The organism is Mesorhizobium sp. M1252 (assembly GCF_040318265.1).
Lineage (GTDB): Bacteria > Pseudomonadota > Alphaproteobacteria > Rhizobiales > Rhizobiaceae > Mesorhizobium.
In genome coordinates, this window is sequence record NZ_JAMYLX010000002.1 from 433451 (window position 1) to 457605 (window position 24155).

Genomic DNA, 24155 nt, shown 5'->3' on the forward strand with positions numbered 1-24155 from the left:
CTAGAGAACCTGGATTTCCTCAAAAAATCCAGTTTCGTCAAAAACTCAGTCGATGCGCCCGAACCAGGCGCCGTAGCCGCCGAGGCGGATGGAACCTGTGCCGGATTGTCCCGAAAAACCGTGCCCGGCCAATGGCAGCAGCGCCTGACCACCGAGATCGACCTCGGCCGGCTTGCTGGCCAGATTGAAGACGCAGACGATCTGCTCATTGCCCTCACGGCGGGTGAAGGCGACGGTGTCGCCCTCGCTTTCGATGAACTCGATGTCGCCTTTGGCCAAGGCCGGATGCTGGCGGCGGAAACCGAGAAAGCGCCGGTAGTGCTCGAGCAGCGAGGCCGCGTCGCCCTGCTGAACATTGACCGCTTGCGACAAGTGCTTGCCCGGCACCGGCAGCCAGGGCTTGGCCGTCGAAAAGCCGGCATTGCTGGCGGTTGCATCCCACACCATCGGCGTGCGGCAGCCGTCGCGGCCCTTGAATTCGGGCCAGAAGCGAATGCCGTAGGGGTCCTGCAGATCCTCGAACTGCAACTCGGCTTCGCCCAGCCCAAGCTCCTCTCCCTGATAGAGGCAGACCGAACCGCGCAGCGACATCAGCAGCGCCGAGATAACCTTCAGATAGGCGGCCGGGTCGGCCTCGTCGGCGGCCCAGCGCGAGGCCGGACGCATCACGTCGTGGTTGGAAAAGGCCCAGCACGACCAGCCGTCGCTGGCGACCTTGCCGAAGGCTTCCAGCACCTGGCGCACCTTGGCGGCGCTGATCTTTTCCGGCGCCAGGAAATCGAAGGAATAGCACATGTGGACGCGTTTGCCGCCGGCGGTGTAGGCGGCGACCACTTCCAGCCCACGCTGCGAATCGCCGACTTCGCCGACCGCGGCGGCCGCCGGATATTCGTCGAGCAGCGCCCGGAACCGTTCGAGGAAGGCAAGGTTTTCCGGCCGGCTCTTGTCGTAGATATGGTCCTGGTAGTTGTAGGGATTGACCGCAGGTGCTGTCTGGTCGTTGCGCTCTTCGGGCGGCAGCGGCGGATTGTTCTCCAGCCCCTGGCTGTGGAAGTAGAAATTGATGGTGTCGAGGCGGAAGCCGTCGACGCCGCGCTCCAGCCAGAAGCGGGTGACGTCGAGCAGCGCGTCCTGGACTTCCAGATTGTGGAAGTTGAGGTCCGGCTGCTCGGACAGGAAATTATGCAGATAATATTGCTGGCGGCTGGTGTCCCACTGCCAGGCCGAGCCGCCGAAGATCGACAGCCAGTTGTTGGGCGGCGTGCCGTCCGGCCTGGCGTCGGCCCAGACATACCAGTCGGCCTTGGGATTGCTACGGCTGGCGCGGCTCTCCTTGAACCATGGATGGTTGTCGGCGGTGTGCGACAGCACCTCGTCGATCATCACCTTGAGGCCGAGGTGATGGGCTTCCGCAACCAGCGCGTCGAAATCGGCGAGCGTCCCGAACATCGGGTCGACGTCGCAATAGTCCGAGACGTCGTAGCCGAAATCCTTCATCGGCGACTTGAAGAAGGGCGAAATCCAGATGGCGTCGACGCCGAGCGAGGCGATGTAGGGCAGCCTGCGGATGATGCCCTTGAGGTCGCCGATGCCGTCGCCATTGGAGTCCTGATAGGAGCGCGGATAGATCTGGTAGATCACCGCGCCCCGCCACCAGTCGCGATCGACGGCGAGATCGGGCTTCGAGGTCGCCTTCAAAGCGGCTTGCATAAGTCTCAACCTCCTTTGACCGAGCCGGCCAGCAGCCCGCGGACGAAATAGCGCTGCAGCGAGAAGAACACGATCAGCGGCACGATAATGGTGACGAAGGCCGATGTCGTCAGGATTTCCCAGTCGCCGCCGCGCGAGCCGAGCAGCGCGTTGAGCTTCGCGGTCAGCACGATCTGGTCCCCTTCGGTACCGAGGAAAACCATTGCCACCAACAAATCGTTCCACACCCACAGGAACTGGAAGATTGCAAAGGACGCCAGCACCGGGAAGGACAGCGGCAGCACGATCTTGACGAAGATTTCGAAATCGCTGGCGCCATCTATGCGCGCCGATTCCATGATCTCGCGCGGCAGGCCGGCAATATAGCTGCGCAGGAGATAGATGGCGAAGGGCAGGCCGAAGCCGGTATGCGCCAGCCAGATGCCGAGATAGGTTTTCGACGGCACACCGAAGAAGATGCCGACGCCGTTGTAGATCTTCAAAAGCGGGATCAAGGACATCTGCAGCGGCACGACCAGCAGGCCGATGATTGTGGCGATCAGCAAGGCGCGGCCGGGAAAACGCATCCACGCCAATGCATAGGCGGCGAAGGCGGCGATCAGGATCGGGATGACCGTCGCCGGGATGGTGACGGTCAGCGAGTTTATGAACGAGCGGCCGATGCCCTCCGAAAACAGCACGGTCTTGTAATTGTCGGTGGTGAATTTCGGTGGCGCCGACGAGGCGTAATAGACGCGCTGGCCACGGTCGCCTTCGAAAGCCTTGGGCGAACTCATGACGAACGTTCCGTCGGCATTGAGCTGCAAGGTCACGCCGTCGCCGAGATCGGCAGTGGTGCCGGCCGGATATTGCGTCGGTGCCGCCGACTTGACGCCGAAGGCGCTGATGTTGCGCGCAGCACCGTCGCCGAAGATATTGCCGGCAAGCACGAACTTGCCGTCCTTCTCGACCTGCGCCGAGGCCGGCGGCAGGCGGCCGGCTTCAGTCTGGCTGGAGCTGGAGAACGAGTTCCACCAGCCCGAGGCGATGATCTGGTCCTTGTCGCGCAGCGACGAGACCAGGATGCCGAGCGTCGGCACGGTCCAGACGGCGACGAAGACAAGCACGGCGATGTGGACGCCGAAGCGGCTGGCAAAGGACTTTCCGGTCGCGACGGCCATCTCAATGTCCTCCCGTCTCTTTGTTCGCCTGGCGGATGTTCCAGACCATGATCGGGATGACCGCGATCATGATGATGATGGCGATGGTGGCGCCGCGGCCGAAATCGCCGCCGCCGCGGAACATCCAATCGAACATCAGATTGGCCAGCACCTGGCTGTTCCATTGGCCGTTGGTCATGGTCAGCACGATGTCGAACACTTTCAGCACCAGGATGGTGATCGTCGTCCAGACCACGGCGATGGTGCCCCAGATCTGCGGCACCATGATCTTCCAGAAGATCTGGAACGGATTGGCGCCGTCGATGACCGCGGCTTCAAGCGTCTCTTCGGGGATGCCGCGCAACGCCGAAGACAGGATGACCATGGCAAAGCCGGTCTGGATCCAGATCAGGATGATCATCAGGAAGAAATTGTTCCAGAACGGCAGCGATATCCAGACCTGCGGCTGGCCGCCGAAATACTGGATGATGGCGTTGAGCAGGCCGATCTGCGTCTGGCCCTCGCCGCGATATTCGTAGATGAATTTCCAGATCACGCTGGCGCCGACGAAGGAGATCGCCAGCGGCAGGAAGATCAGGCTCTTGGCGATCGTGCCCCACCAGATCTTGTCCGTGAGCACGGCGATTATCAACCCTAGAAAGGTGCAGGCGGCGGGCACCACCGCCAGCCAGATGATGTTATTCAGGATCGAGTTGCGGAACTCGCGGTCGCCGAACGCCCATTCATAGTTGGCGAAGCCGACAAAATGCTGGCCGCCGCGGTCGAGGAAGGACAGCCAGAGCGTCGCCACCACCGGATAGATCAGGTAGACGGTGAGGATGATCATCGCCGGGCCGACGAACAGCCACGGACGGACCAGTCCTTGCCGGCGCAGATTGTCGATGGCCGCAGCCCCGGCCACGCCGCGCGACGGGAATATCAGGTCGACCAGCTTGTTGGCGCCCCAGAAATAGGCGACGCAGCCGCCGACGCCGATGATGATGACAAAAATGGCCGATAAGATCTGAGCAGCCATGGGTCCCTCTTCCCTGCGCATGATCGGCCGGGCCTTGAACAGCCCTGGCGATGTGGCTCTGCGCCGATTTAAGTTATTCTGAAACGAACGAACGCAAATCGGTCCGGCGTAAGGCGCCGGTCGGATCCGGGCCATAGCGGCCCGGATCCAGTCTGTGGAGGAAGTCCTGAATTTGCCGCCAAAAGCGGCTGATTACTTGGCAGTGGTTACTTGCCAGCTGACTGCTTGCCAGCTGACTGCTTGCCAGCTGACTACTTGATAGCGTCCCAGCTCTTCTGGATGTCGGTGGCGACATCCTGCGCCGACTTGCCGCCGACCAGATCGATCATGCCGGTCCAGAAGGCGCCGGCGCCGATCTTGCCCGGCATCAGGTCCGAACCGTCGAAGCGGAAGGTCGAGGCATTGGCGAGGATATCGCCCTGCTTCTTCAGCGCGTCGCTGGCATAGGCATCCTTGTTGACCGACTTGAGCGGCGTGACGAAGCCGCCCTGGGCCATCCAGATTTCATGTGCCAGCGGCATTTTCAGGAATTCGATGAACGCGCGTGCACCCTTCGAATCCTTGGTGATCATGGCCAGCGTGCCGGCGCCGAGCACAGGCGTGCCCAGCTCGGGCTTGGATGCATAGGGCGGGAAGTAGAAGAAGTCGGCGTCCTGTCCAACCTTTGTGCCTTCCGGGAAGAAGGTCGGGATGAACGATGCCTGATGGTGCAGGTAGCATTTCGGCGGCACCGAGAAGAGGCCCTTCGGGCTGTCGCGGAAGTCGGTCGCGGCAACCGCCTTGGCCCCACCGTCGACCATCTTGTCGTCGGTCGCGATCTTGCCGAAAATGTCGATGGCGTTGACCACCGCCGGATCGTTGAACGGGATCTCGTTCTTTACCCACTTGTCATACACGTCGGGCGTCTGGGTGCGCAGCATGATGTCTTCGACCCAGTCGGTCGCCGGCCAGCCGGTAGCGCCGCCTGAGCCGAGGCCGATGCACCACGGCGTGCCGCCGTCGGCGATGATCTTCTTCTCGAGGTCGGCGAGCTCTTCCTGGGTCTTGGGAACCTTGTAGCCGGCTTCCTCGAAATTGTCGGGCGAATACCAGACCAGCGATTTCACGTCGGCCTTGTAGGGGAAGGCGAAGAAGCCCGGCTTGCCGTCCTTGTCCTTGAAGGTGCCGAGATCGACCCATGACTGGCCGGCGCCGTAATTGTCCTTGATCCATTTGGCGGTGTCGTCGCCCAGCGGCGTCAAAAGGCCCTTGGACGCCAGATCCTGGATCAGGCCCGGCTGCGGCAGTACGGCGATATTGGGCGGGCTGCCGGCCTGGGTATCGATGACGATCTGCTGTTCGTAATTTTCCGACGAGGAGTATTTGATCTCGGCGCCGGTGGCTTCCTGAAAATATTCGAGAACAGTGCGGATGAGGCCTTCGTCCTCGCCGCGCCAGGGCCCGAAGATGGTCAGCGTCTCGCCCTTGAGATCGACCTTCTTCAGCTCTTCGTAATTGGCCCAGTTGAAGCGCTTGTCTTCCCCGGGCTTGAACTTCAGTTCGGCTTGCGCCGGCAGGGACAAGGCGAGCGTGGCAAACGCTGCGCCAAGCAGAAGCATCTTCTTCATCGGTATTCCTCCCAGTGTGGACACATACACCCGGACGGAACCTCCATTCCGCCCGCCGACGCTGCAGGACTGTGACTCGTTCAGAAAGGAACCGCAACCTTTCGAAGAGTCTTCCAAAGCGCTTTGGCCGTTTTGATCTCGCCATTGAATCGGCTGGAAGTCAAGAGGGCGGTGGGCTAATCGATTTAATTTCGGGCCGCAAGACTTGGTGAAGTGCACTGCAGCACAGTTTTACGGCGGTGCAGCAGCGTATTAAGCTTCAAACTGGCCGGACCAGTGCGTATGGTCGACCAGCTCGGCCGCGCCCATTGTGGTCCGCGTGGCTTAAAAATTAAAAGCGCTTTGAGGCTTGGAGGCCTCCCAGTGAACCTGAAGCAGCTCTCTCATATGCTGGCCCTGTCGCAGACAACGGTAAGCCGTGCGCTCAACGGCTATCCGGAGGTCAACGAGGAAACCCGCCGGCGCGTGGTGGATGCCGCCAAGCGCCACGGCTACCGGCCCAACCCGAGCGCGCGCCGGCTGGCGACCGGCAAGACCGGCATGATCGGCTATGTCCTGCCGACGGGCGCCTCCGTCGACATCGACCCGCATTTCGTCGAGTTCCTGTCGGGTCTCGGCGACTATGCCCGCTCGCACGAGCTCGACCTGGTGCTGTCGCCGGCCGATGCCGACGACCAGGAAACCACCTATCGCCGCATCGTCGCCAACCGCCAGGTCGACGCCGTCTACATCTCCTCGCCGCGCCCGGCCGACCGGCGGGTGGCGCTGGTCAACACGCTCGGCATTCCCTTCATCGTCCATGGCCGCAGCGAAGGCTTCGATTTCGACTACCCCTTCACCGACATCGACAATGAGGGCGGCTTCCACGACGCCGCCCGGCTGCTGGTTCAGCTCGGCCACCGCCGGCTGGCGCTGATCAATGGCGACGACCGCGAGACCTTCGCCATCCACCGCGAGCGCGGCATGCGCAGGGCGCTGGCCGCGAGCGGCCTGACGCTCGGCGAGCGCCATGTCTGTTCACTCACCATGACCGAGGAGAACGGCTACCGCGCCGCCAGGCGCCTGCTCGAACAGAGCGAGCGGCCGACGGCGATCGCCTGCTCCAGCCTGATCATGTCGCTCGGCGTCGTGCGCGCGGTGCGCGACCTTGGCCTGACCATTCCCGGCGACCTGTCGTTGATTGCCCATGACGACGTCTTTCCATGGCTGAAGCCGGAGAATTTTTCCGTGCCGCTGTCGACGACGCGCTCGTCGATCCGCCTCGCCGGCGCCCGCATCGCCGAACGCCTGGCAGCGCGCATTTCCGGCTTGGAAGAAGGGGCGCGAGGCGAGGTCTGGCCTGTCGACCTGGTGGTGAGAGGCTCGGTCGCCGGCGCGCCGGTTTAGGGATTAATCCAATTGCTCCGCTGGGCAAGTTCACCCATGTGGATGTTGCCCGCAGATAGATTGACTTCGTTGGGACAACGGTCTGCCTGGACCTGTCCTTGATTTGGCTTCGAGTGGGTGGCAACCAGTAAGCCAGAGCCATCAACCAGTCCTCAGGGTGCGCCACTTGCCCATATTCCCGTTCTCCGAAACGGATCCAATCCGGCATCCTGGCCCACCGCCGAAAACGTCGGAGGTGGTCATTGTCGGTGGCGGCATCATCGGTGTGACGACGGCGCTTTTCCTGGCACAGCGGAACATCCCGGTGACGCTGCTGGAAAAAGGACGCATTGCGGCCGAACAGTCGTCCCGCAATTGGGGCTGGATCCGGAAGCAGGGACGCGACGCCGACGAGTTGCCCATCGTCATAGAGGCTATTCGCCTGTGGCGGCAACTGGCTGAGGAATGCGGCGAGGACATCGGCCTGACCCAGACAGGTGTGACCTACCTGGCGAAGACCGACAAGGACATGGCCGGCTTCGAAGCATTCATGAAGATCGCTGCGACGCATGCGCTCGACACCCGTCTCCTGGATGCAGACGAAACCGCGGCACTCATCAAAGGCATGTCGCGCAAATTCAAGGGCGCGATGACGACGCCCTCCGACATGCGGGCGGAGCCTTGGCTGGCGGTGCCCGCACTTGCCCGGCTCGCCGTGCGAAAAGGCGTCAAAATCGTCGAGAATTGCGCAGCGCGAACCCTCGAAATCTCAGGCGGCAAGGTCAAGGGCGTGTGGACCGAGACGGGGTATATCGAGGCCTCCAGCGTGCTGGTCGCGGGAGGTGCCTGGTCATCCTTGTTCCTGAGAAGACACGGCGTCTCCATCCCCCAGCTCAGCGTCAGGGTAACCGCAGCCGCAACGGACCCCTTGGCTGAAATCTATGCAGGGGCGGCGACTGACGAACACATCGCTTTCAGGCGCCGGCAGGATGGCGGGTATACGCTCGCCGCGGGCGGCAGCCATCTGCATTACCTGGGACCTGACGCCTTCCGGCACGCCACCAAATATCTTCCTGCGCTGAGGGACAATCCGCTGGGGACACGCTACTTTCCGTTCGCGCCGTCAGGTTACCCCGATGCCTGGTCGACGCCGCGCGATTGGGCGCCGGATTCGCACAGCCCTTTCGAGAGAATGCGGGTGCTCGACCCGGCCCCTGAACCGGCCCGTCTGCGTTCGATAGAACGCAAGTTCAAGCACCTCTTTCCGCAGTTCGAGAGGGTTCGCCTGAAGGCAGGCTGGGGCGGCATGATCGACGCCATGCCGGACGTCGTCCCCATCGTGGATCATGTGCAGGCCGTCGGCGGTCTTTTCGTCGCGACGGGAATGAGCGGTCACGGCTTCGGTATCGGGCCTGGCATAGGCCGGGTCGTTGCCGACATGATCCAGGGAAACCAGACCGGGCACGACCTCAGCCGCTTCCGGCTGTCGCGCTTCCATGATGGCAGCCCTGTCCGGCTGGGTCCGGCGCTCTGAATTGGGTGGCGCGAAATTCCGGTTTACTTGTTCGCCGCCGCCTTCGTATCCAGCAGCCCATAACCGAAATCATTGTCCCGTCCCTTCGGACCGAGATCCCTGGCGGTGGCGGCCAGCGCCTTTTCGATATCGTCGGCCGAGCGCTCGGGTGAGGCGTGGATCAGGTTGGCGATTGCGCCGGACACGATCGCGGCGGCAAATGAGGTGCCGGTGACGACGTCAGAGCCGGCGCCGCTCGGCGCCACCATCTCGACGCCGGGCGCCGAGATGAAGACATAAGCGCCGCGATTGGCCTGCTGCATCAGCCCGTCCTTGGCGTCGGTGGCGGTGACCGCGATCACGCCGTCATAGGCGGCGGGGTAGCCATAGGGCGCTTTCGGCCCGTTGTTGCCGGCAGCAGCGACCAGGATGATGCCGAGCCCGCGCGCATTGCGGCAGGCGGTGGCGAGCAGATCGTTCTTGGGGCCGACGAAACTCATATTGATGATGCTGACATTCTGGTCCGCCGCCCAGTCGAGCGCCGACAGGATGACATCCATGGTCGACCTGCCGTCCTCGAAGGCGCGGGCGTGATAGATCCTGGCGCCGGGCGCCATGCCTTCGAGCGCGCCGACGCCGGCGATCAGCCCGTCGACCGAGGTACCGTGATCACGCTTTTCGACCGGCACGTTGGGCATGGCGTCGAACTGGTCGGCAATGACGCCGGACAGCGCCGGATTGGTGTCGTCTATGCCGGTGTCGATGACGGCGATGCGCACGTTTTCGCCACTGGCTTGCTTGTTGTCGAGCTGAATGCGCTCGAAGGCATAGTTGACGATGCCGGCCGCCTGCTGCAGCGAGTAGATATGGTTTGGCTCGCGCCGCAGGGTGCGGCCATCGGCGGCCAGCTGCGCCAGCACGGCGCCGACCGGGCGGCCGTCGGGAATGCCGAAGCGCACCAGTGTGGTGCCGAGCAGCCGCGACTGGCGCTGCGAGCGCACTTCAAGGCCGAAGGAGGCGGCGATCTGCTGGACGGCGCCGGCATCGCCGTCGACGGTCACCAGCACCTCGTCGGGCACGAACTCGCCGGCGATGGCACGCCGCGGCGCGGTCGCGACAAGATCGGTCGGCGAAACGATCGCCCCACCGGCGGGTGGCCCGGCCTGCGTGTCGGCAGGCGGCGCTGACGGCCGCGGCGTCGGCACGGGCGCTACGGGAGCCGGTGGGTTGGGAAACAGGTCGACGATCAGGGCCGGAAGGGTAACTGCGCCTGGTTCGCCGCCGACGTTGGCCTCATTGCCGTCTTTCGGGCAGTCGGCAGCCGCCGCTCCGGCCGCGTCGGTGCAGTCGGCCCGGCCGGCATTGGGATCATTGGTCTGCGCCGACGCCGGCACGGCGACGATTGTCGTCGCCGCCACCAGGATCGCCGCAAATCGAATGACCGCCCTAGCTGCCATCAACCGGTTTCCTTCCCTCGATCACAGTCTCCGCGAACGGCTGGGCGGCAATAAGGCCGACGAGCCTGGTGTAGTCTGCTCCGGTCTTGACCGGGATGGCAATGCGGAAGACGCCCGAGGCGGCCGGCCCGCCGGCGATCTTCAGCGCGTTCTGGTCGAGGAAGACAGCGATGTCGGACATCTTCGCATCCGGCTTGAACTTGACCAGCGCGAACGGCAGTTTCGCCAGATCATCCTCGGCGCCGGCAATCTCGAAATCATGGCTCTTGCCGCCGGTCTGCACGTAGGACTGCACCACGACCAACGCCAGCAGCACCGCCGCTGCCGCCCAGGCGACACCGACCGGCACCGCCATGAAACGGCCGAGTGCCTGCGCCAGCCAGGAACGGCCCGCGGGAGCGCGGACCGGTCCCGCTTCGGCGTCGAGCGCCCTGGCAAAGCGGCTGAGCGCATCGGCCGGTGGCCGGATCGCCTCGTTGGCGGCGGTGGCGCCGGAGAATTCCGCCTCAGCCTCGCCAAGCGCCGCCGTCGCCGCCGGATCGGACGCCAGCCATTCCTCGACGGCTTCGAGGTCCGAGCCTTCCAGCGAGCCGTTCAGGTAGAACGGCAGCAGCGTTTCCATTTCGTCACGGCGCGACATTTTTTCAGCGGCGCTCATGTCTTCAGGATTGCTCATGGCCACCCCCTGTCGTAACCGGCGGCCTTGAGGGCTTCGCCGAGTTTCTTGCGGGCGTAGAACATTCGGGTCTTGACGGTGGCGACCGGGATGCCGAGCACCTCGCCAATCTCCGTCACCGACTGTCCATGGTAATAGGCAAGGTCGATCACCGAGCGGTGTTCCTCCGGCAAGGCATCGACGAAGCGCCGCAAAGCGGCGCCCTTGTCTTCCTTCATGGTGGCGACTTCCGGCGTGTCGGCGCCGTCGGGAACCTGCGCCGCATCGTCGTCATCGATCCAGTCTTCTTTTTTCTTGCGAAGCATCGACAGCGCCTTGAACCGGGCGATGCCGAGCAGCCATGTCGAGACTTCCGAGCGCCCTTCGAAACCGGGCGCCTGGCGCCACAGCTCGAGAAAGACCTCGTTTGCGATATCGTCGGCCATCATTTCCGATCCCGTCTGGCGCACCACGAAGCGGTAGACCCGCGCGTGGTGACGCATGAACAGCAGCCGAACAGCGGCACGGTCGCCCTTCGCGACCCGGTCGACAAGCGCGCGATCAGTCTCGGTCGCTGCCGTCATGGCCGGTCGAGCCGCCTGGCTCCTGTCTGCTCTGTCGCCGATAGGTTCAAAAAGGTTCATCCTTCCGCCAAGGAATTTTGGCGAAGCTAACCGAAGAAGGTGAGTGTTGCCAGAGTGTCTCCCTTCTCCCCGTCACTATACGGGGAGAAGGTGGCGGCAGGCGGATGAGGGGCGGCGCCGGCGTTGGGGTAATTATTTTGATGTTAGCGCTGCCCCTCACCCTTACCCTCTCCCCGTATAGTGACGGGGAGAGGGGGTAGCGAACGGCGGCTCAGCGACGACCTCCGTCACCCCAAAAACGGCTTAGCCTTCATGGTCTCCGGCACCGGCACACCCAGCCGCTTCAGCACCGTCGGCGCCAGTTGCAGCTGATCAAGCAGCGTGTCCGGATCCGGCCCTTTGCCGGCTCCGAAATAATACAGCGCGAAATCCTGCATTTCATCGTCACGGCCGCCATGATGGCCGCGGTCTGTCTGGCCGTGGTCGGCGGTTACGATCACCTCGTAACCGGCCTGCCGCCAGCCCGGCAGGAAGGCTGCCAGCATGCCGTCCATCGCATAGCAGGCATGGTCCATTTCGTGGCAGTCATGGCCGAAGCGATGGCCCATCGAATCGAGCGTGCAGGTGTGCAGGATCCCGTAGTCGATGGCATGGCGCCGGGTCAGCATGGTCAGCGTCGCAAACAGGTCGACATCGCTCGGCGTCATCTGGTTGCGGGCATTATAGCCGGTCATGGTGTGGAAGCGGCCATGCGCGATCGGTCCGTTGGACTCGTCATACTCCATGTCCTCGACCAGATCGAACGGATAGGAACGGAAGAATTCGGACCAGTAGGAATGCGTCACTGCGCCGGTCTTGCCGCCGGCCTTGCTGACCTCGGAGAAAATATCCGGCTTGTTGACGAGAAAACGGTTCTCGTTGGATAGGATGCCGTGCTCCTGCGGCGAAACCCCGGTGTGGATCGAGGCATAGCAGCAGGCCGAGGTCGACGGCAGCACCGAGCGCATCTTCCACACCTGCGCCTCGCCCGACTGCACCCAGCCCTCGAGATTGCCCATCAGCCGGCGCCAGTTCCGGTAGGGCACGCCATCGAGAATGATGAGCAGCAGTTTGGTCTTGAGCGCCATGGGCGGCTCCGGAAAGCTTTTGCCGTTGAAGGAAGTTTTCGCGACAAAGGCCGCGAATTCCCTACTAATTCCCCGCGCTCGCCATGCGCCGTCCCTTGATCGCCTTTTCCAGCCAGCCGATCTCCATCTCGGGAACGGACGACAGCAGCAGGTCGGTATAGGCGTCGAAGGGCGGCGTCAGCACCTTGCTCTTGGCGCCGTAGCGCACCACCTCGCCGCGGTACATCACCGCGATCGAATCGGCGATCGACTTCACCGTCGCCAGATCGTGAGTGATAAAGAGGTAGGCGACCTTCTCGTGCTGCTGCAGGTTGAGCAGCAGCTTGAGAATGCCGTTGGCCACCAGCGGGTCGAGCGCCGATGTCACCTCGTCGCAGATGATCAGCTTGGGCTTGGCGGCGAGCGAGCGGGCGATACAGACGCGCTGTTTCTGGCCTCCGGAGAGTTCGGCCGGATAACGATCGAGAAAGCCCTTGCCCATCTCGATCTCGTCGAGCAGTTCGGCGACGCGCTTGTCGCGCTCGCGGCCGCGTATGCCGAAGTAGAATTCCAGCGGCCGGCCGATGATGGTGCCGACGGTCTGGCGCGGGTTCATCGCCACGTCGGCCATCTGATAGATCATCTGCAACTGGCGCAGATCCTCCTTCGGCCGGTCGGCAAGCCGGTTGGCGAGCGGCCTGCCATCGAAGGTGACGGTGCCTTCCCCGGGCGGCAACAGCCCGGTGATAGCGCGCGCCAGCGTCGACTTGCCAGAGCCGGATTCGCCGACGACCGCCAGCGTCTGTCCCGGATAGATGTCGACCGAGACGTTCTTCAGCACCTTGACGTGGCTGCCGCCGTAAGCGGCGGTGACGTTCTTGACCGACAGGAACGGCGCGGCGCCGGGCTTCTGCTCGGCATGCTCGATCTCATGCACCGAGACCAGCGCATTGGTGTATTCCTGGCGCGGCTCCTTGATGATCTGGCGAGTGCCGCCCCATTCGACCAGCCTGCCATGGCGCAGCACCATGATCTCGTCCGAGACCTGGGCGACGACGGCAAGATCGTGGGTAATGTAGAGCGCAGCGACATGGGTGTCGCGGATGGCGTCCTTGATCGCCGCCAGCACGTCGATCTGCGTCGTCACGTCGAGTGCCGTGGTCGGCTCGTCGAAGACGATCAGGTCAGGTTCCGAACACAGCGCCATAGCCGTCATCACGCGCTGCAACTGGCCGCCTGAGACCTGGTGCGGGAACCGTTCGCCGATGATTTCGGGGTTTGGCAGGCTGAGCTTCTTGAACAACGCCACGGCACGTTTCTCGGCCTCGGCGCGTGTCGCCGTGCCGTGCAGCAGCGTTGCTTCCACCACCTGGTCCATCAGCTTGTGCGCCGGATTGAAGGCCGCGGCCGCCGACTGCGCGACATAGCAGACCTCGCGGCCGCGCAATTTGCGGAAACCTTCCTTGCCGCCCTTGAGAATATCGCGGCCGTTGAGCAGCACCTCTCCGCCGGTGATGCGCACGCCGCCACGGCCATAGCCCATCGACGACAGGCCGATGGTCGACTTGCCGGCGCCGGACTCGCCGATCAGGCCGAGCACCTTGCCCTTTTCCAGCGTCAGCGAGACATCGTGGACCAAAACGATGTTCTTCGGCGCCTCGCCGGGCGGAAACACTGTCGCTTCGATGCGCAGATTGCGGATATCGAGCAGCAGGCCGGGCTTTGCTTTTGTGTCAGCCATCACCCGCGTCCTCCCTTCAGGCTTGTCGTGCGGTTGAGCACCCAGTCGGCGACCAGATTGACCGAAATCGCCAGTGCTGCGATCGCCGCGGCGGGAATGAGTGCCGCCCCGATACCGAAGACGATGCCGTCCTTGTTCTCCTTGACCATGCCGCCCCAGTCGGCATCCGGCGGTTGCACGCCAAGCCCGAGAAAGGACAGCGTCGACAAGAACAGCACCGCGTAGATGAAGCGCAGGCCAAGTTCCGAGACCAGCGGCGAAAGCGCGTTGGGCAGGATCTCGCGGAAGATGATCCAGCCGCTGCCTTCGCCCCGCAGCTTGGCGGCCTCGACATAATCCATGACGTTGATGTCGACGGCCACCGCGCGCGACAGCCGGTAGACGCGGGTCGAGTCGAGGACGCCCATCACCAGGATCAGCGTCACCAGGTTGGTCGGCAGCACCGAAAGCACGACGAGCGCCATGATCAAGGTCGGGATCGACATCAGCAGATCGACAAGGCGCGACAGCAGCGTGTCGAACCAGCCGCCGAACACCGCCGCCGAAAAGCCGAGGATGGCGCCGAGCGAGAATGACAGCGCGGTGGCCAGCACCGCAATGAACAGCGTGATGCGAGCGCCGTAGATCATGCGCGACAGAAGATCGCGACCGAGATTGTCGGTGCCCAGCAAATGTGCCGCCGACATCGGTTCCCAGACATCGCCGACGATTTCGGCATTGCCGTACGGTGCGATCAACGGTGCGAAAACTGCCGCCAGCACGAACATAGCTGTCAGCACGATGCCGATCAGTGCGGGGATGGGGATGCGTTTGATGTCGAGCATGCCCGCCGCCTATTTCGGATGTCTGAGGCGCGGATTGGCGACAATCGCCCCGATGTCCGCAATGATGTTGAGGCTGATATAGACGGCGGCGAAGACCAGGCCGACCGCCTGCACCACCGGCACGTCGCGCTTGGTGACGTGGTCGACCAGATATTGTCCCATGCCGGGATAGACGAAGATCACCTCGACCACGACGACGCCGACGATGAGGTAGGCGAGGTTGAGCATGACCACGTTGATGATCGGCGCTATGGCATTGGGGAAAGCATGCTTGCGGATGACGTTGAAGGCCGACAGGCCTTTCAGTTCCGCCGTCTCGACATAGGCCGACTGCATGACGTTGAGGATGGCCGCGCGGGTCATGCGCATCATATGCGCCAGCACAACCAGCGTCAGCGCGGTGGCCGGCAGCGCGATCGCCTGCATGCGCTCACCGAACGGCATGCCGTCATAGACCGTGGAAATGGCCGGGAACCATTGATACTTCACGGCAAAGAAATAGACGAGCACATAGCCGATGAAGAATTCCGGGAAAGATGTCGAGGCGAGCGCCAGGCCGGAGATCAGCTTGTCGACCCAGCCATTGCGGTAACGCACGGCGATCAGGCCGAGGATGATGGCCAGCGGCACGGCCACGATCGCAGCCCAGAAGGCGAGGAACAGCGTGTTCCACAGCCGCCCCTTGATCGACGTGGCAATATCCTGGCCGCTCGACATCGCCGTGCCGAGATCGCCGGTGAGCACACCGCCTAGCCAATGGAAATACCTGATGTAAGCCGGCTGATTCAGGCCGAGCTGCTCGCGCAGATTGGCGAGCGATTCCGGCGTCGCCGACTGTCCGAGAATGGCTTGCGCGACGTCGCCGGGCAGGATCTGGGTGCCGGCGAAGATCAGGACCGAAACGGCCAGCAAGAGGACGATGCCCAGCGCAACGCGCTGGGCCACAAGTTTCACGACGGGTGAGGACATATCCGCAAAGCCGGGCTCAGGCTTCGAGCCAGCACTTCGCCAGCGCGTAGCCGTTCATCAGCTCCTGATGCGGATCGTCGACCCAGCCGCCGACCTTGGCGCCTGTCGCATCGATGAACTGATTGAACATCGGCAGGATCAGGCCGCCCTCGTCGCGCACCAGCACGGCCATGTCGTGGTACATCTGCTTGCGCTTGGTCTCGTCGAGTTCGGCGCGTGCAGCCAGCACCAGCTTGTCGAAGTCCGGACGCTTGAAACGGGTGTCGTTCCAGTCGGCGGTCGACAGATAGGCGGTCGAGTACATCTGGTCCTGGGTCGAGCGGCCGCCCCAATAGGAGGCGCAGAAGGGCTGCTTGTTCCAGACCTCGTTCCAGTAGCCGTCGCCGGGCTCGCGCTTGAGCTCGATCTTGATGCCGGCCTTGGCCGCGCTCTGCTGGAAGAGCTGCGAGGCGTCGACCGCGCCCGGGAAGGCGACGTCGGAGGTGCGCAGCAGCACGGTGCCGTCATGGCCCGACTTCTTGTAGTGGAACTTGGCCTTGTCGGGATCATATTTGCGCTGCTCGATCTCGGAAAACAGCGGATAGGACGAATTGATCGGGAAGTCGTTGCCGAGCGAGCCGTAGCCGCGCAGCACCTTGTTCAGCATCTCCTCACGGTCGATCGCGAGCTTCAGCGCCATGCGCAGGTCGCTGTTGTCGAAGGGCGCGGTGTTGCAATGCATGATGAAGACGTAGTGGCCGGGGCCGGCATGGTTGCGGATGGTGACGCCCGGTACGCGCTTGATGAGGTCGACGATCTTCGGCTCGACGCGGTTGATCATGTTGACCTGGCCGCCCTGCAGGGCCGCCGTGCGCGCGGTCGCGTCGTTGATGACGATGATCTCGATCTGGTCGGCATGGCCCATCTTGTCGGCCTGCCAGTAATTGGCGAAGCGCTCGCCGCCATGGCGCACGCCGGGCTCGTTGGTAGTGACCTTGTAGGGTCCTGCCGAGATGCCGGCATCCGCCTTGTCCTTGCCGCCGTTGGGCTGGACGATGAGGTGGTAGTCGCTGAGGAGATAGGGAAGGTCGGCGTTGGCCTCCTTCAGCGTCAGGACGACTTCCTTGCCACTGGCCTTGATGCTGTCGATGCCTTTCATGTAGCCCAGCGCGCCGGACTTCGATTTTTCATCGGAATGGCGCTCGAGGGTTGCCGCCACATCCTCAGCGGTCACCGTCTTGCCGTTGTGGAATTCGACGCCGTCGCGGATTTTCAGCGTCCACACCTTGGCGTCGTCCGACGAGCCGATCTCTTCGGCGATGCGGTTCTCGAGTTTGCCTTCCGGGGACAGCTCGACGATCAGCTCGCCCCACATCTTGCCAAAAGCGAACGGCACTTGCGTCATGAACAAAGCCGGGTCCAGGCTGTTCGTGGATTCGCCGCCGACGAGGCCGGCCTTCAGCGTGCCGCCCTTGACCGGGCCTTCCGCGCGAGCCGCACTGGAAAGCAGCATATTGGCGAAGGGCGCTGTGACGCCGAGTGCTGCGGCGCGGCCGAGGAAATCACGACGGCTCAGCTTGCCGGACGCAACGCGCCGGCTCAGATATTCGAGTTCGTTGGACATTTGAGTTCCTCACTCTGTTGGTTCGACCTTATGGTCGTTTTTTGCTTGTTGTTACCAAAGGGATATTGACCGGAAGGCAAAGCCGTAAGCAAGACGGAATGCGACATACTGTGGCGTAAATCGTGCGTCGCAACTGGACCAGTCGGGTCGACGCTCAGAGCAGGTCGCGCGGGATCGTCTCTTCGAAATCGCGTTCGAAAACCAGCGTTTCGCCCTCATAGGCTTCGATTCTGGCGCTGACGATGAAGTTTTGCGCATCGCAGCGCATTTCAGCCGACGTCTCGGTGCGCACCGACCATCCGTTTCGCGACAAGGTCTGCGTCCAGTGCGTGCGGCCCGAGGCAGACAGCGGGTCGTCGGGGTGGATCGTCCAGCTCTCGCGGGCAATGCTGCCATTGGCCAGTCCATGCGCGAGATCGCGCACTTCTCCGAAATCATCCGTGATCGACAGCGTGACGATGCCGGTCTTCTCATCGCGATCGACGTGACGCTCGGAATTCGCTGCACGAACTGTCGCGGTTGCCCAGGGTGTTGCGCCTTCGGGAGACTGGAACGAGGTCTCGTCGGCTTTTGCGAGCGGGCGCAGCGGCAGCCTCAGCGTCGCCGCTGAAAGGTCGAGCCGCACCGGCTCCGGCGACGGCCAGATCATCGGCCAGTAAGCATTGGAAACCGCGATGCGCAGGCGGTGTCCGGCCGGCACGCGGTAGGCGCACTGGTCGAGAATAACGCGCGCCGAAACCGTTTCGCCCGGCACCAGCGCTTGCGGCTGTTCGTGCGAAGAACGATGCGTCAGGTTGAGCACGCCGTAGGAGATCAGTTCCGAGGCGCCGTCGGGGTGCACGTCGCACAGTCGAACCGCGATGTTCGCCTGCGGGCGATCGGACGACACCCGGATGAGAAGCTCCGGCGCGCCGACGATGTCGAGTGTCTCGGCAAGCACAGGCTGATCGAAGCAGACGGACAGCGCATCGTCCGGGCGCTGGTCGCCCGGCAGTTCCGGGCCAAAGGTGAAGGGAAAATATTCGCCGCCGGCGAGCCCGCAGCTTTGCGGGGTCGCCACGATCGCCGGCCTGACGCCGTCAGCAATGAGTTCGATCGCCCCGACCTTGATGTTGGGAGACGGCCATTCCTGTTCGGCCACCCAACGGCCCGGCCGCTCCGGGTGCCAGCGCGCCGGCCGCACACTGTCCATGACATAGGCGCGGTAGTCCGGGTCGGCCTCGACGCCGGTGTCGACGCCCTTCAACCAGCTGTCCCACCAGCGCAACGCCTCCTGCAGGAAGCCGATGGCGGGTTTGGGTTCGGCATAATGCGGGTATTTGTGGATCCATGGCCCGACAATGCCCTTCACCGGCGCCTGGATGTTGGTGACCAGATGCGAAATCGTGTTGCGGTAGCCGTCATGCCAGCCGCCGATCGACAGCACGGCGGCTTTGACCGCGGAGAAATCCTCGCAGATCGAACCGCGTTTCCAATAGGCGTCGCGATGCTGATGGCTGAGCCAGAGCGGCAGAAGGAAAGACTGGTTCTCCAGCCGCGTCAGCCAGAGGTCGCGCCAGCGGTTGTCGCCCGCAATCAGCGGATCCGGCGGTCGCGACGAATAGGACAACATGGTCGAGGCCCAGCCGAAATTTTCCGTCAAAAGGCAGCCGCCCTTGTAGTGGATGTCATCGGCGTAGCGGTCGACGGTCGAGCACAGGCTGATCACCGCCTTCAGCGCCGGCGGCTGCTTGGCCGCCACCTGCAGGCAGTTGAAGCCACCCCAGGAAATGCCCATCATGCCGACACTGCCGTTGCACCAGGGCTGTGCTGCCGCCCAGGCAATCACATCGCAGGCGTCCTGCAATTCCTGCTCGGAATATTCGTCGTCCATCAGACCTTCGGAATCGCCATTGCCGCGCATGTCGACGCGGATCGAGGCGTAGCCGTGGCCGGCAAAATAGGGATGCGTCAGCTGATCGCGAAAGATGGTGCCGTCGCGCTTGCGGTAGGGCAGGTGCTCGAGGATCGCCGGCACCGGATCGCTGCTGGCGTCCTCCGGCATCCAAACCCGCGCCGACAGCCGGCAACCATCCGGCATGACGATGCCCATATCGGGGAATTCGACGACCTTGCGGGGAAATTCGGTGATGGTTTTCATGCGATGCTCCAGGATGTCAGTGACGCATGGAGCGGGCATGTCATGAAGTCAAACGGGCGACGGCCGGTGTCGCCGCGACGACGCCACGATATGTAGCCCGATTGTTTTGCCCTGATGTTGCAGGATTATAATTAATGTATTACATTTATTAACTGAACCCAACGTGATGAGGATTTCGCCTGAAAATCGTTTGGGATGAGCCAAAGCGCGTGACGAACCTGGACAGCCGGGGTCTCGATTTTGCCGAACTCGATATTGAGTTTTTTTTGCGACTTCAACCGTCCTTCCAGCCAAGGCCGACCGGTTCAAGGCGATTGGCGAATTCGGAGAGATCATCCTGGCCGTGATTTTCAAGCCGCTTGGTTCGGAGGCGATTTCGGTGATCTCGATGCGCCGTGCCAGCCGAAAGGAAAGGTCAGTATATGAACAATCCTAAATCGCGTGTTCGACCGCTTACCGATGCGGAGGAAGGGGAAATTCAAAGACAAATTGTTGATGATCCCGACGATGCGGAGACGACAGACGAACAGTTGGCGCAAGCCAGGCCTTTCGCGGAAGTGTTTCCAGAACTTTTCGAGAGCATAAGGCGTGCTCGTGGCCGGCCAGCCGTGGAGAAGCCTAAGCAAGTCGTGTCCATCCGTCTGGATCAGGATGTCATCAGTAAATTCAAGGCGACCGGCAAGGGCTGGCAGGCCAGGATCAACGAGGTGCTGAAAAACGCGAAGGTAGGCTAGGCAATCCGCGTCAGTTCAGCGGAATGTCGTTTTCGGCCTTGCGCGCCTGATAAGCGCCGGACAGTTCGTCGTAGCGGGCGGAAATATTGCCGATCCTTGCCTCAAGCCGGCCGCGCTCGGCCTCGGGCAGCGCCCGCACCAGCCTGCGAATGGAAAAACTCTTCCAATAAGCGTTCTCGGCATTGTAACCGCCGGGATCAAGAGTGAAGACCTCTTTCAGGATTTTCAGATCGTGCGGGATCGCAAAGCTGTCGCGTGAATCCTCGTGGCTGAAGAGGTAGTAGAAATTGTCGAAGCCGGTCCAGGTGATCGCCGACAGGCAGAGCGAGCAGGGCTCATGCGTGGCGATGAAGATGGCGTCCTTGGTGTCGACGCGCTCGGCTTTCGGCATTTCATAGAAACGCTTCAGGCAGTGCACCTCGCCATGCCAGAGCGGATTTTCCATCTCGTTGTTGGTTTCGGCCAGCACCAGCGAGCGGTCGCCCTTCCGCAGGATGGCGGCGCCGAACAGCTTGTTCCCATGGGCCACGCCCTCTGCCGTTTTCGGCACGATGTCGTGCTCGATGACATCGAGCAGGCGGTCGATCAGCGATATGTCGGTCATTTCTCAGGTCTCGTTGGGGAGATGGATTTCGTAGGGGTGCGAGAAATGGAACTCTTCGAGGTTGGAGCCGTCACCGCCGCGGTCGACGATGACGAAATCCTGCGCTTCACCGAGTGGTGTCAGCACGCCGTGCCAGAGATTGCGCGGATAGTTGACGCCTTGCCCGGGTGCGGTGATGAAGGCATGCGGCTCGCGCGGACCGTCCTTGCCGTCATGGCAGACGACGACCAGGAAAGGCCGCGGTGACAGCGGGATGAACGCCTGGCTGCCTAAGGGATGGCGCTCGACCATGGTCAGCTTCAGCGGCAGGTCGTAAGGCGTGCCGCGCGCCATCGAGATCAGCACGCAGGCATTCGGTCCCGCGGCTTCAGCGGTGGCGAGATTGTGGTAGCGCTCGGTCTTGCCGCCATTGATCGGGTAGTGATTGCCGCCGCCCATGTCGATGACATCGCCGAAGCCGGCAAAGCTTTCGCGGGTCAGCGGCCGCGCTGTGATGCGGGTCACCGCGCGCGACCGCCAATGCCCGCCCCGCCGAGCTTGGCGTGCCGGTTGACGTCCTTGTAAAGGAGATAGCGGAATTTGCCTGGGCCGCCCGCGTAGCAGGCCTGCGGGCAGAAGGCGCGCAGCCACATGAAGTCGCCGGCCTCGACCTCGACCCAGTCCTGGTTGAGGCGGTAGACCGCCTTGCCTTCCAAGACATAGAGCCCGTGCTCCATGACATGCGTCTCGGCAAACGGGATGACGGCGCCAGGCTCGAGCGTAACGATGGTGACATGCATGTCGTGGCGCATGTCGGCTGGATCGACGAAACGGGTCGTCGCCCAGCGACCCTCGGTGCCGGGCATCGGCGTCGGCGTCATTTGCTGGTCACTGCTGAACAGGACTTCCGGCGCGTCGATGCCGTCGGCGGCCTCATAGGCCTTCCTGATCCAGTGGAAGCGTACGGCGTCGCGACCTTCGTTGCGCACCGTCCAGCCGCTGTCCGGCGGCAGGAAGGCAAAACCGCCGGCTTGCAGCACGTGCTTCTTGCCGGCCAGCGAAACGGTCAACTCGCCCTCAACCACGAACAGCACGCCCTCGGCGCCGGCGTCCGGCTCGGGCCGGTCGCTGCCGCCGCCGGGCAGGACCTCGACGATGTACTGCGAAAATGTCTCGGCGAAACCCGAAAGCGGCCTGGCGATGATCCAGGCCCTGGTCTCGTCCCAGAACGGCAGTGGGCTGGTGACGATGTCCTGCATCACTCCCTTCGGTATGACGGCATAGGCCTCGGTGAAGACGGCGCGGCCGGTCAAAAGCTCATTTTGGCCGGGATGGCCGCCATGCGGTGCATAATAGGTTTTCTGGTCAGTCTTGATCATATCCATTGGGTCCTGACCCCTCAGTCATTTCATTAGAGCGGGAGCATGTCTTTCAGGCGGAGCAGCGCGATGCGCTCGACCTGTTTGCAGGCGGTATCGAGTTCTACGCCACGGCTGTTGCCGATGCGCGCCTCGAACTCGGCGAGGATCTCCTCCTTGGTCTTGCCCCGCACCGCGATGATGAAGGGAAAGCCGAAGGTGGTGACGTAAGCGGCGTTGAGCTTGGAAAACAGCTCGCGCTCCTTGTCGGTCAGCGCGTCGAGGCCGGCGGAGGCCTGCTCGCGTGTGGATTCCGCAGTGAGGCGTCTCGCTTCGGCCAGTTTGCCAGCGAGATCGGGATGGGCGTTGAGGACGCCGATCCGCTCGGTTTCGCTGGCGGCGCGGAAGACGCGGCAGAGCGCATTGTGCAGGCCGCCGGCGCTGTCATGCGCCGGCCCAAGCTCCAGCTCATAGGCACGTTCGGCGATCCAGGGCGAATGTTCGAACACGCCGCCGAAAGTGTCGACGAAGGTTTCGAACTCCATCTTCGACGGCTTGAGCGCCGCCGGCTGGTAGGGGTGGTTCTCCTGCCAGTGCCTGGCGATATCGATGCGCCGTGCCAGCCAGACCTTGTCGTGCGATCTGACATAGTCGACGAAGCGCTTCAGCGCCGCCACCCGCCCGGGACGTCCGACGAGGCGGCAATGGAGGCCGATATTCATCATCCGCGGCCGGCCCGCTTTGCCCTCGGCATAGAGCGTGTCGAAACTGTCCTTCAAATAGGCGAAGAACTGGTCGCCGGAATTGAATCCCTGCGGCGTGGCGAAACGCATGTCGTTGGCATCGAGCGTGTAGGGGATGACGAGTTGCGCGCCGCCGCTGTGCTCGAACCAGTAGGGCAGTTCGTCGTCATAAGTGTCCGACACATAGTCGAAGCCGCCCTCTTCGGCCACCAACCGCACCGTATTGACCGAGGTGCGGCCGGTGTACCAGCCGGTCGGCCGTTGGCCCGTCACCTCGTAGTGCAGCTTGATCGCCGCTTCGAGGTCGCGGCGCTCGTCCTCGGCGCTGTGGTCGCGGTAGTCGATCCATTTCAGGCCGTGCGAGGCCATTTCCCAGCCGGCCTCCTGCATCGCCGCCACCTGGTCGGGCGACCGGGCCAGTGCTGTGGCGACACCATAGCAGGTCACCGGCACTCGCGCCTCGCTGAACAGGCGCAGCAGCCGCCAGAAGCCTGCCCGCGCGCCATATTCGTAGATCGATTCCATGTTCCAGTGGCGCTGGCCGACCCAGGGCGCGGCGCCGACGATTTCCGACAGAAAGGCTTCCGAGGCCTTGTCGCCGTGCAGCACGCAGTTCTCGCCGCCTTCCTCGTAGTTGACGACGAATTGGACGGCCACATGCGCACCGCCCGGCCATTTCGGATCCGGCGGATTGGCTCCGTAGCCGCGCATGTCTCTAGAGTAACGCATTGCCCCTCCCGCCGGACGCTGCCGGAAGTTATGATCAGGATAGTCGAAAGGGTTGCTCGCGCATTCCCCCGAAATTTTTGAAAGTGTTTTTGTGCCACTCCGCTCGACCGGGACTTATGCATCGCCTTTAATTGGCGCACAATTCACTGCTTTGTTCGGCTGTATCGGAAATGGGAGGCGCCAGTGGCAGAAACGTCGAAAGCCGATGGCGGACGTCTGACGACGCATGTGCTCGACACCGCGACCGGCAAGCCGGCGGCGGGCCTGTCGATCGCGCTTTATCATCTTGAGAGCGACGCGCGGATACATTTGAAGACCGTCGTCACAAATGCCGACGGCCGCTGCGATGCGCCGCTGCTGGCAGGAGCGGAATTCCGCCTCGGCGAATACGAACTGGTGTTCGCCGCCGGTGACTATCTACGCGGCCAGGGCACCAAACTGCCGGAACCGGCCTTCCTCGACAGTGTGCCGATCCGCTTCGGCATGGCGGAATCCGTGCATTATCACGTGCCGTTGCTTATCTCTCCTTATGGCTACTCGACCTACAGGGGGAGCTGAC

At 63.0% G+C, this 24155-nt stretch carries 21 protein-coding genes and 1 pseudogene; 5 read left to right on the forward strand and 17 right to left on the reverse strand.

The genetic code is table 11. The features are described from left to right. Window positions 1–45: 45 nt before the first annotated feature. The 4 genes from bglA to NKH22_RS05580 all read right to left on the reverse strand — a co-directional run bounded on the left by bglA (window position 46) and on the right by NKH22_RS05580 (window position 5492). On the reverse strand, window positions 46–1710 hold the full coding sequence (gene bglA / locus NKH22_RS05565) for a beta-galactosidase BglA (protein ID WP_031198273.1): 1665 nt from the start codon (window positions 1708–1710) through the stop codon (window positions 46–48). A gap of 5 nt (window positions 1711–1715) precedes the next feature. Then, window positions 1716–2870: a carbohydrate ABC transporter permease gene (locus NKH22_RS05570; RefSeq protein WP_023668890.1), complete on the reverse strand. Its 1155-nt coding sequence runs from the start codon at window positions 2868–2870 to the stop codon at window positions 1716–1718. Window position 2871: 1 nt separating this feature from the next. Beyond that, window positions 2872–3885: a carbohydrate ABC transporter permease gene (locus tag NKH22_RS05575; protein WP_023668891.1), complete on the reverse strand. Its 1014-nt coding sequence runs from the start codon at window positions 3883–3885 to the stop codon at window positions 2872–2874. 251 nt (window positions 3886–4136) lie between these two features. Then, window positions 4137–5492 carry an ABC transporter substrate-binding protein gene (locus NKH22_RS05580; RefSeq protein ID WP_023690253.1) on the reverse strand — a complete coding sequence of 452 codons (1356 nt, stop codon included), beginning with the start codon at window positions 5490–5492 and terminating at the stop codon, window positions 4137–4139. Between the two features lie 363 nt (window positions 5493–5855). Here NKH22_RS05580 and NKH22_RS05585 point away from each other — a divergent pair, with 363 nt between their 5' ends. Both NKH22_RS05585 and NKH22_RS05590 read left to right on the forward strand, forming a co-directional pair. Next, window positions 5856–6878: a substrate-binding domain-containing protein gene (locus tag NKH22_RS05585; RefSeq protein ID WP_023684299.1), complete on the forward strand. Its 1023-nt coding sequence runs from the start codon at window positions 5856–5858 to the stop codon at window positions 6876–6878. A 166-nt stretch (window positions 6879–7044) separates the two neighbouring features. After that, window positions 7045–8391 (forward strand): NAD(P)/FAD-dependent oxidoreductase, encoded by a 1347-nt coding sequence (locus NKH22_RS05590; protein WP_023711313.1) that lies wholly within the window; start codon window positions 7045–7047, stop codon window positions 8389–8391. A gap of 23 nt (window positions 8392–8414) precedes the next feature. Here the strand turns inward: NKH22_RS05590 and NKH22_RS05595 are convergent, their stop codons facing one another. The 9 genes from NKH22_RS05595 to NKH22_RS05635 form a co-directional block, all read right to left on the reverse strand. Beyond that, window positions 8415–9827, reverse strand: coding sequence for a S8 family serine peptidase (locus NKH22_RS05595; protein WP_023711314.1), 1413 nt, complete (start codon window positions 9825–9827; stop codon window positions 8415–8417). Then, window positions 9817–10485, reverse strand: a complete 669-nt coding sequence (locus NKH22_RS05600; RefSeq protein WP_023690251.1) for a hypothetical protein — start codon at window positions 10483–10485, stop codon at window positions 9817–9819. Before NKH22_RS05600 ends, NKH22_RS05595 begins: the two co-directional genes overlap by 11 nt. Window positions 10486–10499: 14 nt before the next feature. After that, window positions 10500–11066: a sigma-70 family RNA polymerase sigma factor gene (locus tag NKH22_RS05605; RefSeq protein WP_023683483.1), complete on the reverse strand. Its 567-nt coding sequence runs from the start codon at window positions 11064–11066 to the stop codon at window positions 10500–10502. A gap of 287 nt (window positions 11067–11353) precedes the next feature. After that, on the reverse strand, window positions 11354–12193 hold the full coding sequence (locus tag NKH22_RS05610) for an alkaline phosphatase family protein (protein ID WP_023689265.1): 840 nt from the start codon (window positions 12191–12193) through the stop codon (window positions 11354–11356). Window positions 12194–12257: 64 nt separating this feature from the next. Continuing rightward, window positions 12258–13913: an ABC transporter ATP-binding protein gene (locus NKH22_RS05615; RefSeq protein WP_023683485.1), complete on the reverse strand. Its 1656-nt coding sequence runs from the start codon at window positions 13911–13913 to the stop codon at window positions 12258–12260. Continuing rightward, window positions 13913–14737 carry an ABC transporter permease gene (locus tag NKH22_RS05620; protein ID WP_352909120.1) on the reverse strand — a complete coding sequence of 275 codons (825 nt, stop codon included), beginning with the start codon at window positions 14735–14737 and terminating at the stop codon, window positions 13913–13915. The genes NKH22_RS05615 and NKH22_RS05620 overlap by 1 nt, the downstream gene beginning before the upstream one ends. A 9-nt stretch (window positions 14738–14746) precedes the next feature. Continuing rightward, window positions 14747–15706, reverse strand: coding sequence for an ABC transporter permease (locus NKH22_RS05625; RefSeq protein ID WP_023671388.1), 960 nt, complete (start codon window positions 15704–15706; stop codon window positions 14747–14749). A gap of 16 nt (window positions 15707–15722) precedes the next feature. Continuing rightward, entirely contained in the window at window positions 15723–17309 is a 1587-nt protein-coding gene (locus NKH22_RS05630) for an ABC transporter substrate-binding protein (protein WP_023671387.1), read from the reverse strand. A gap of 154 nt (window positions 17310–17463) precedes the next feature. Further along, window positions 17464–19449 (reverse strand): CocE/NonD family hydrolase, encoded by a 1986-nt coding sequence (locus tag NKH22_RS05635; protein WP_023683486.1) that lies wholly within the window; start codon window positions 19447–19449, stop codon window positions 17464–17466. A gap of 179 nt (window positions 19450–19628) precedes the next feature. Here NKH22_RS05635 and NKH22_RS05640 point away from each other — a divergent pair. Beyond that, window positions 19629–19885: pseudogene (locus tag NKH22_RS05640) on the forward strand (BrnT family toxin). Further along, window positions 19872–20183, forward strand: a complete 312-nt coding sequence (locus NKH22_RS05645; protein ID WP_023683487.1) for a BrnA antitoxin family protein — start codon at window positions 19872–19874, stop codon at window positions 20181–20183. Before NKH22_RS05640 ends, NKH22_RS05645 begins: the two are co-directional and overlap by 14 nt. Before the next feature lie 10 nt (window positions 20184–20193). On the opposite strand, the gene NKH22_RS05650 is transcribed toward NKH22_RS05645, so the two are convergent. The 4 genes from NKH22_RS05650 to puuE are packed head-to-tail and all read right to left on the reverse strand — an operon-like array spanning window position 20194 to window position 23596. Beyond that, on the reverse strand, window positions 20194–20787 hold the full coding sequence (locus NKH22_RS05650) for a nucleoside deaminase (protein WP_023683488.1): 594 nt from the start codon (window positions 20785–20787) through the stop codon (window positions 20194–20196). Window positions 20788–20790: 3 nt separating this feature from the next. After that, window positions 20791–21291 (reverse strand): ureidoglycolate lyase, encoded by a 501-nt coding sequence (locus NKH22_RS05655; RefSeq protein ID WP_023732614.1) that lies wholly within the window; start codon window positions 21289–21291, stop codon window positions 20791–20793. Then, window positions 21288–22145 (reverse strand): bifunctional allantoicase/(S)-ureidoglycine aminohydrolase, encoded by an 858-nt coding sequence (locus NKH22_RS05660; protein WP_502895707.1) that lies wholly within the window; start codon window positions 22143–22145, stop codon window positions 21288–21290. The genes NKH22_RS05655 and NKH22_RS05660 overlap by 4 nt, the downstream gene beginning before the upstream one ends. A gap of 32 nt (window positions 22146–22177) precedes the next feature. Further along, window positions 22178–23596 (reverse strand): allantoinase PuuE, encoded by a 1419-nt coding sequence (gene puuE, locus NKH22_RS05665; protein ID WP_352909123.1) that lies wholly within the window; start codon window positions 23594–23596, stop codon window positions 22178–22180. Between the two features lie 183 nt (window positions 23597–23779). Here puuE and uraH point away from each other — a divergent pair, with 183 nt between their 5' ends. Beyond that, a complete protein-coding gene (uraH, locus tag NKH22_RS05670) occupies window positions 23780–24154 on the forward strand; it encodes a hydroxyisourate hydrolase (protein ID WP_023694734.1) in 375 nt (124 codons plus the stop codon). Window position 24155: the final 1 nt, after the last annotated feature.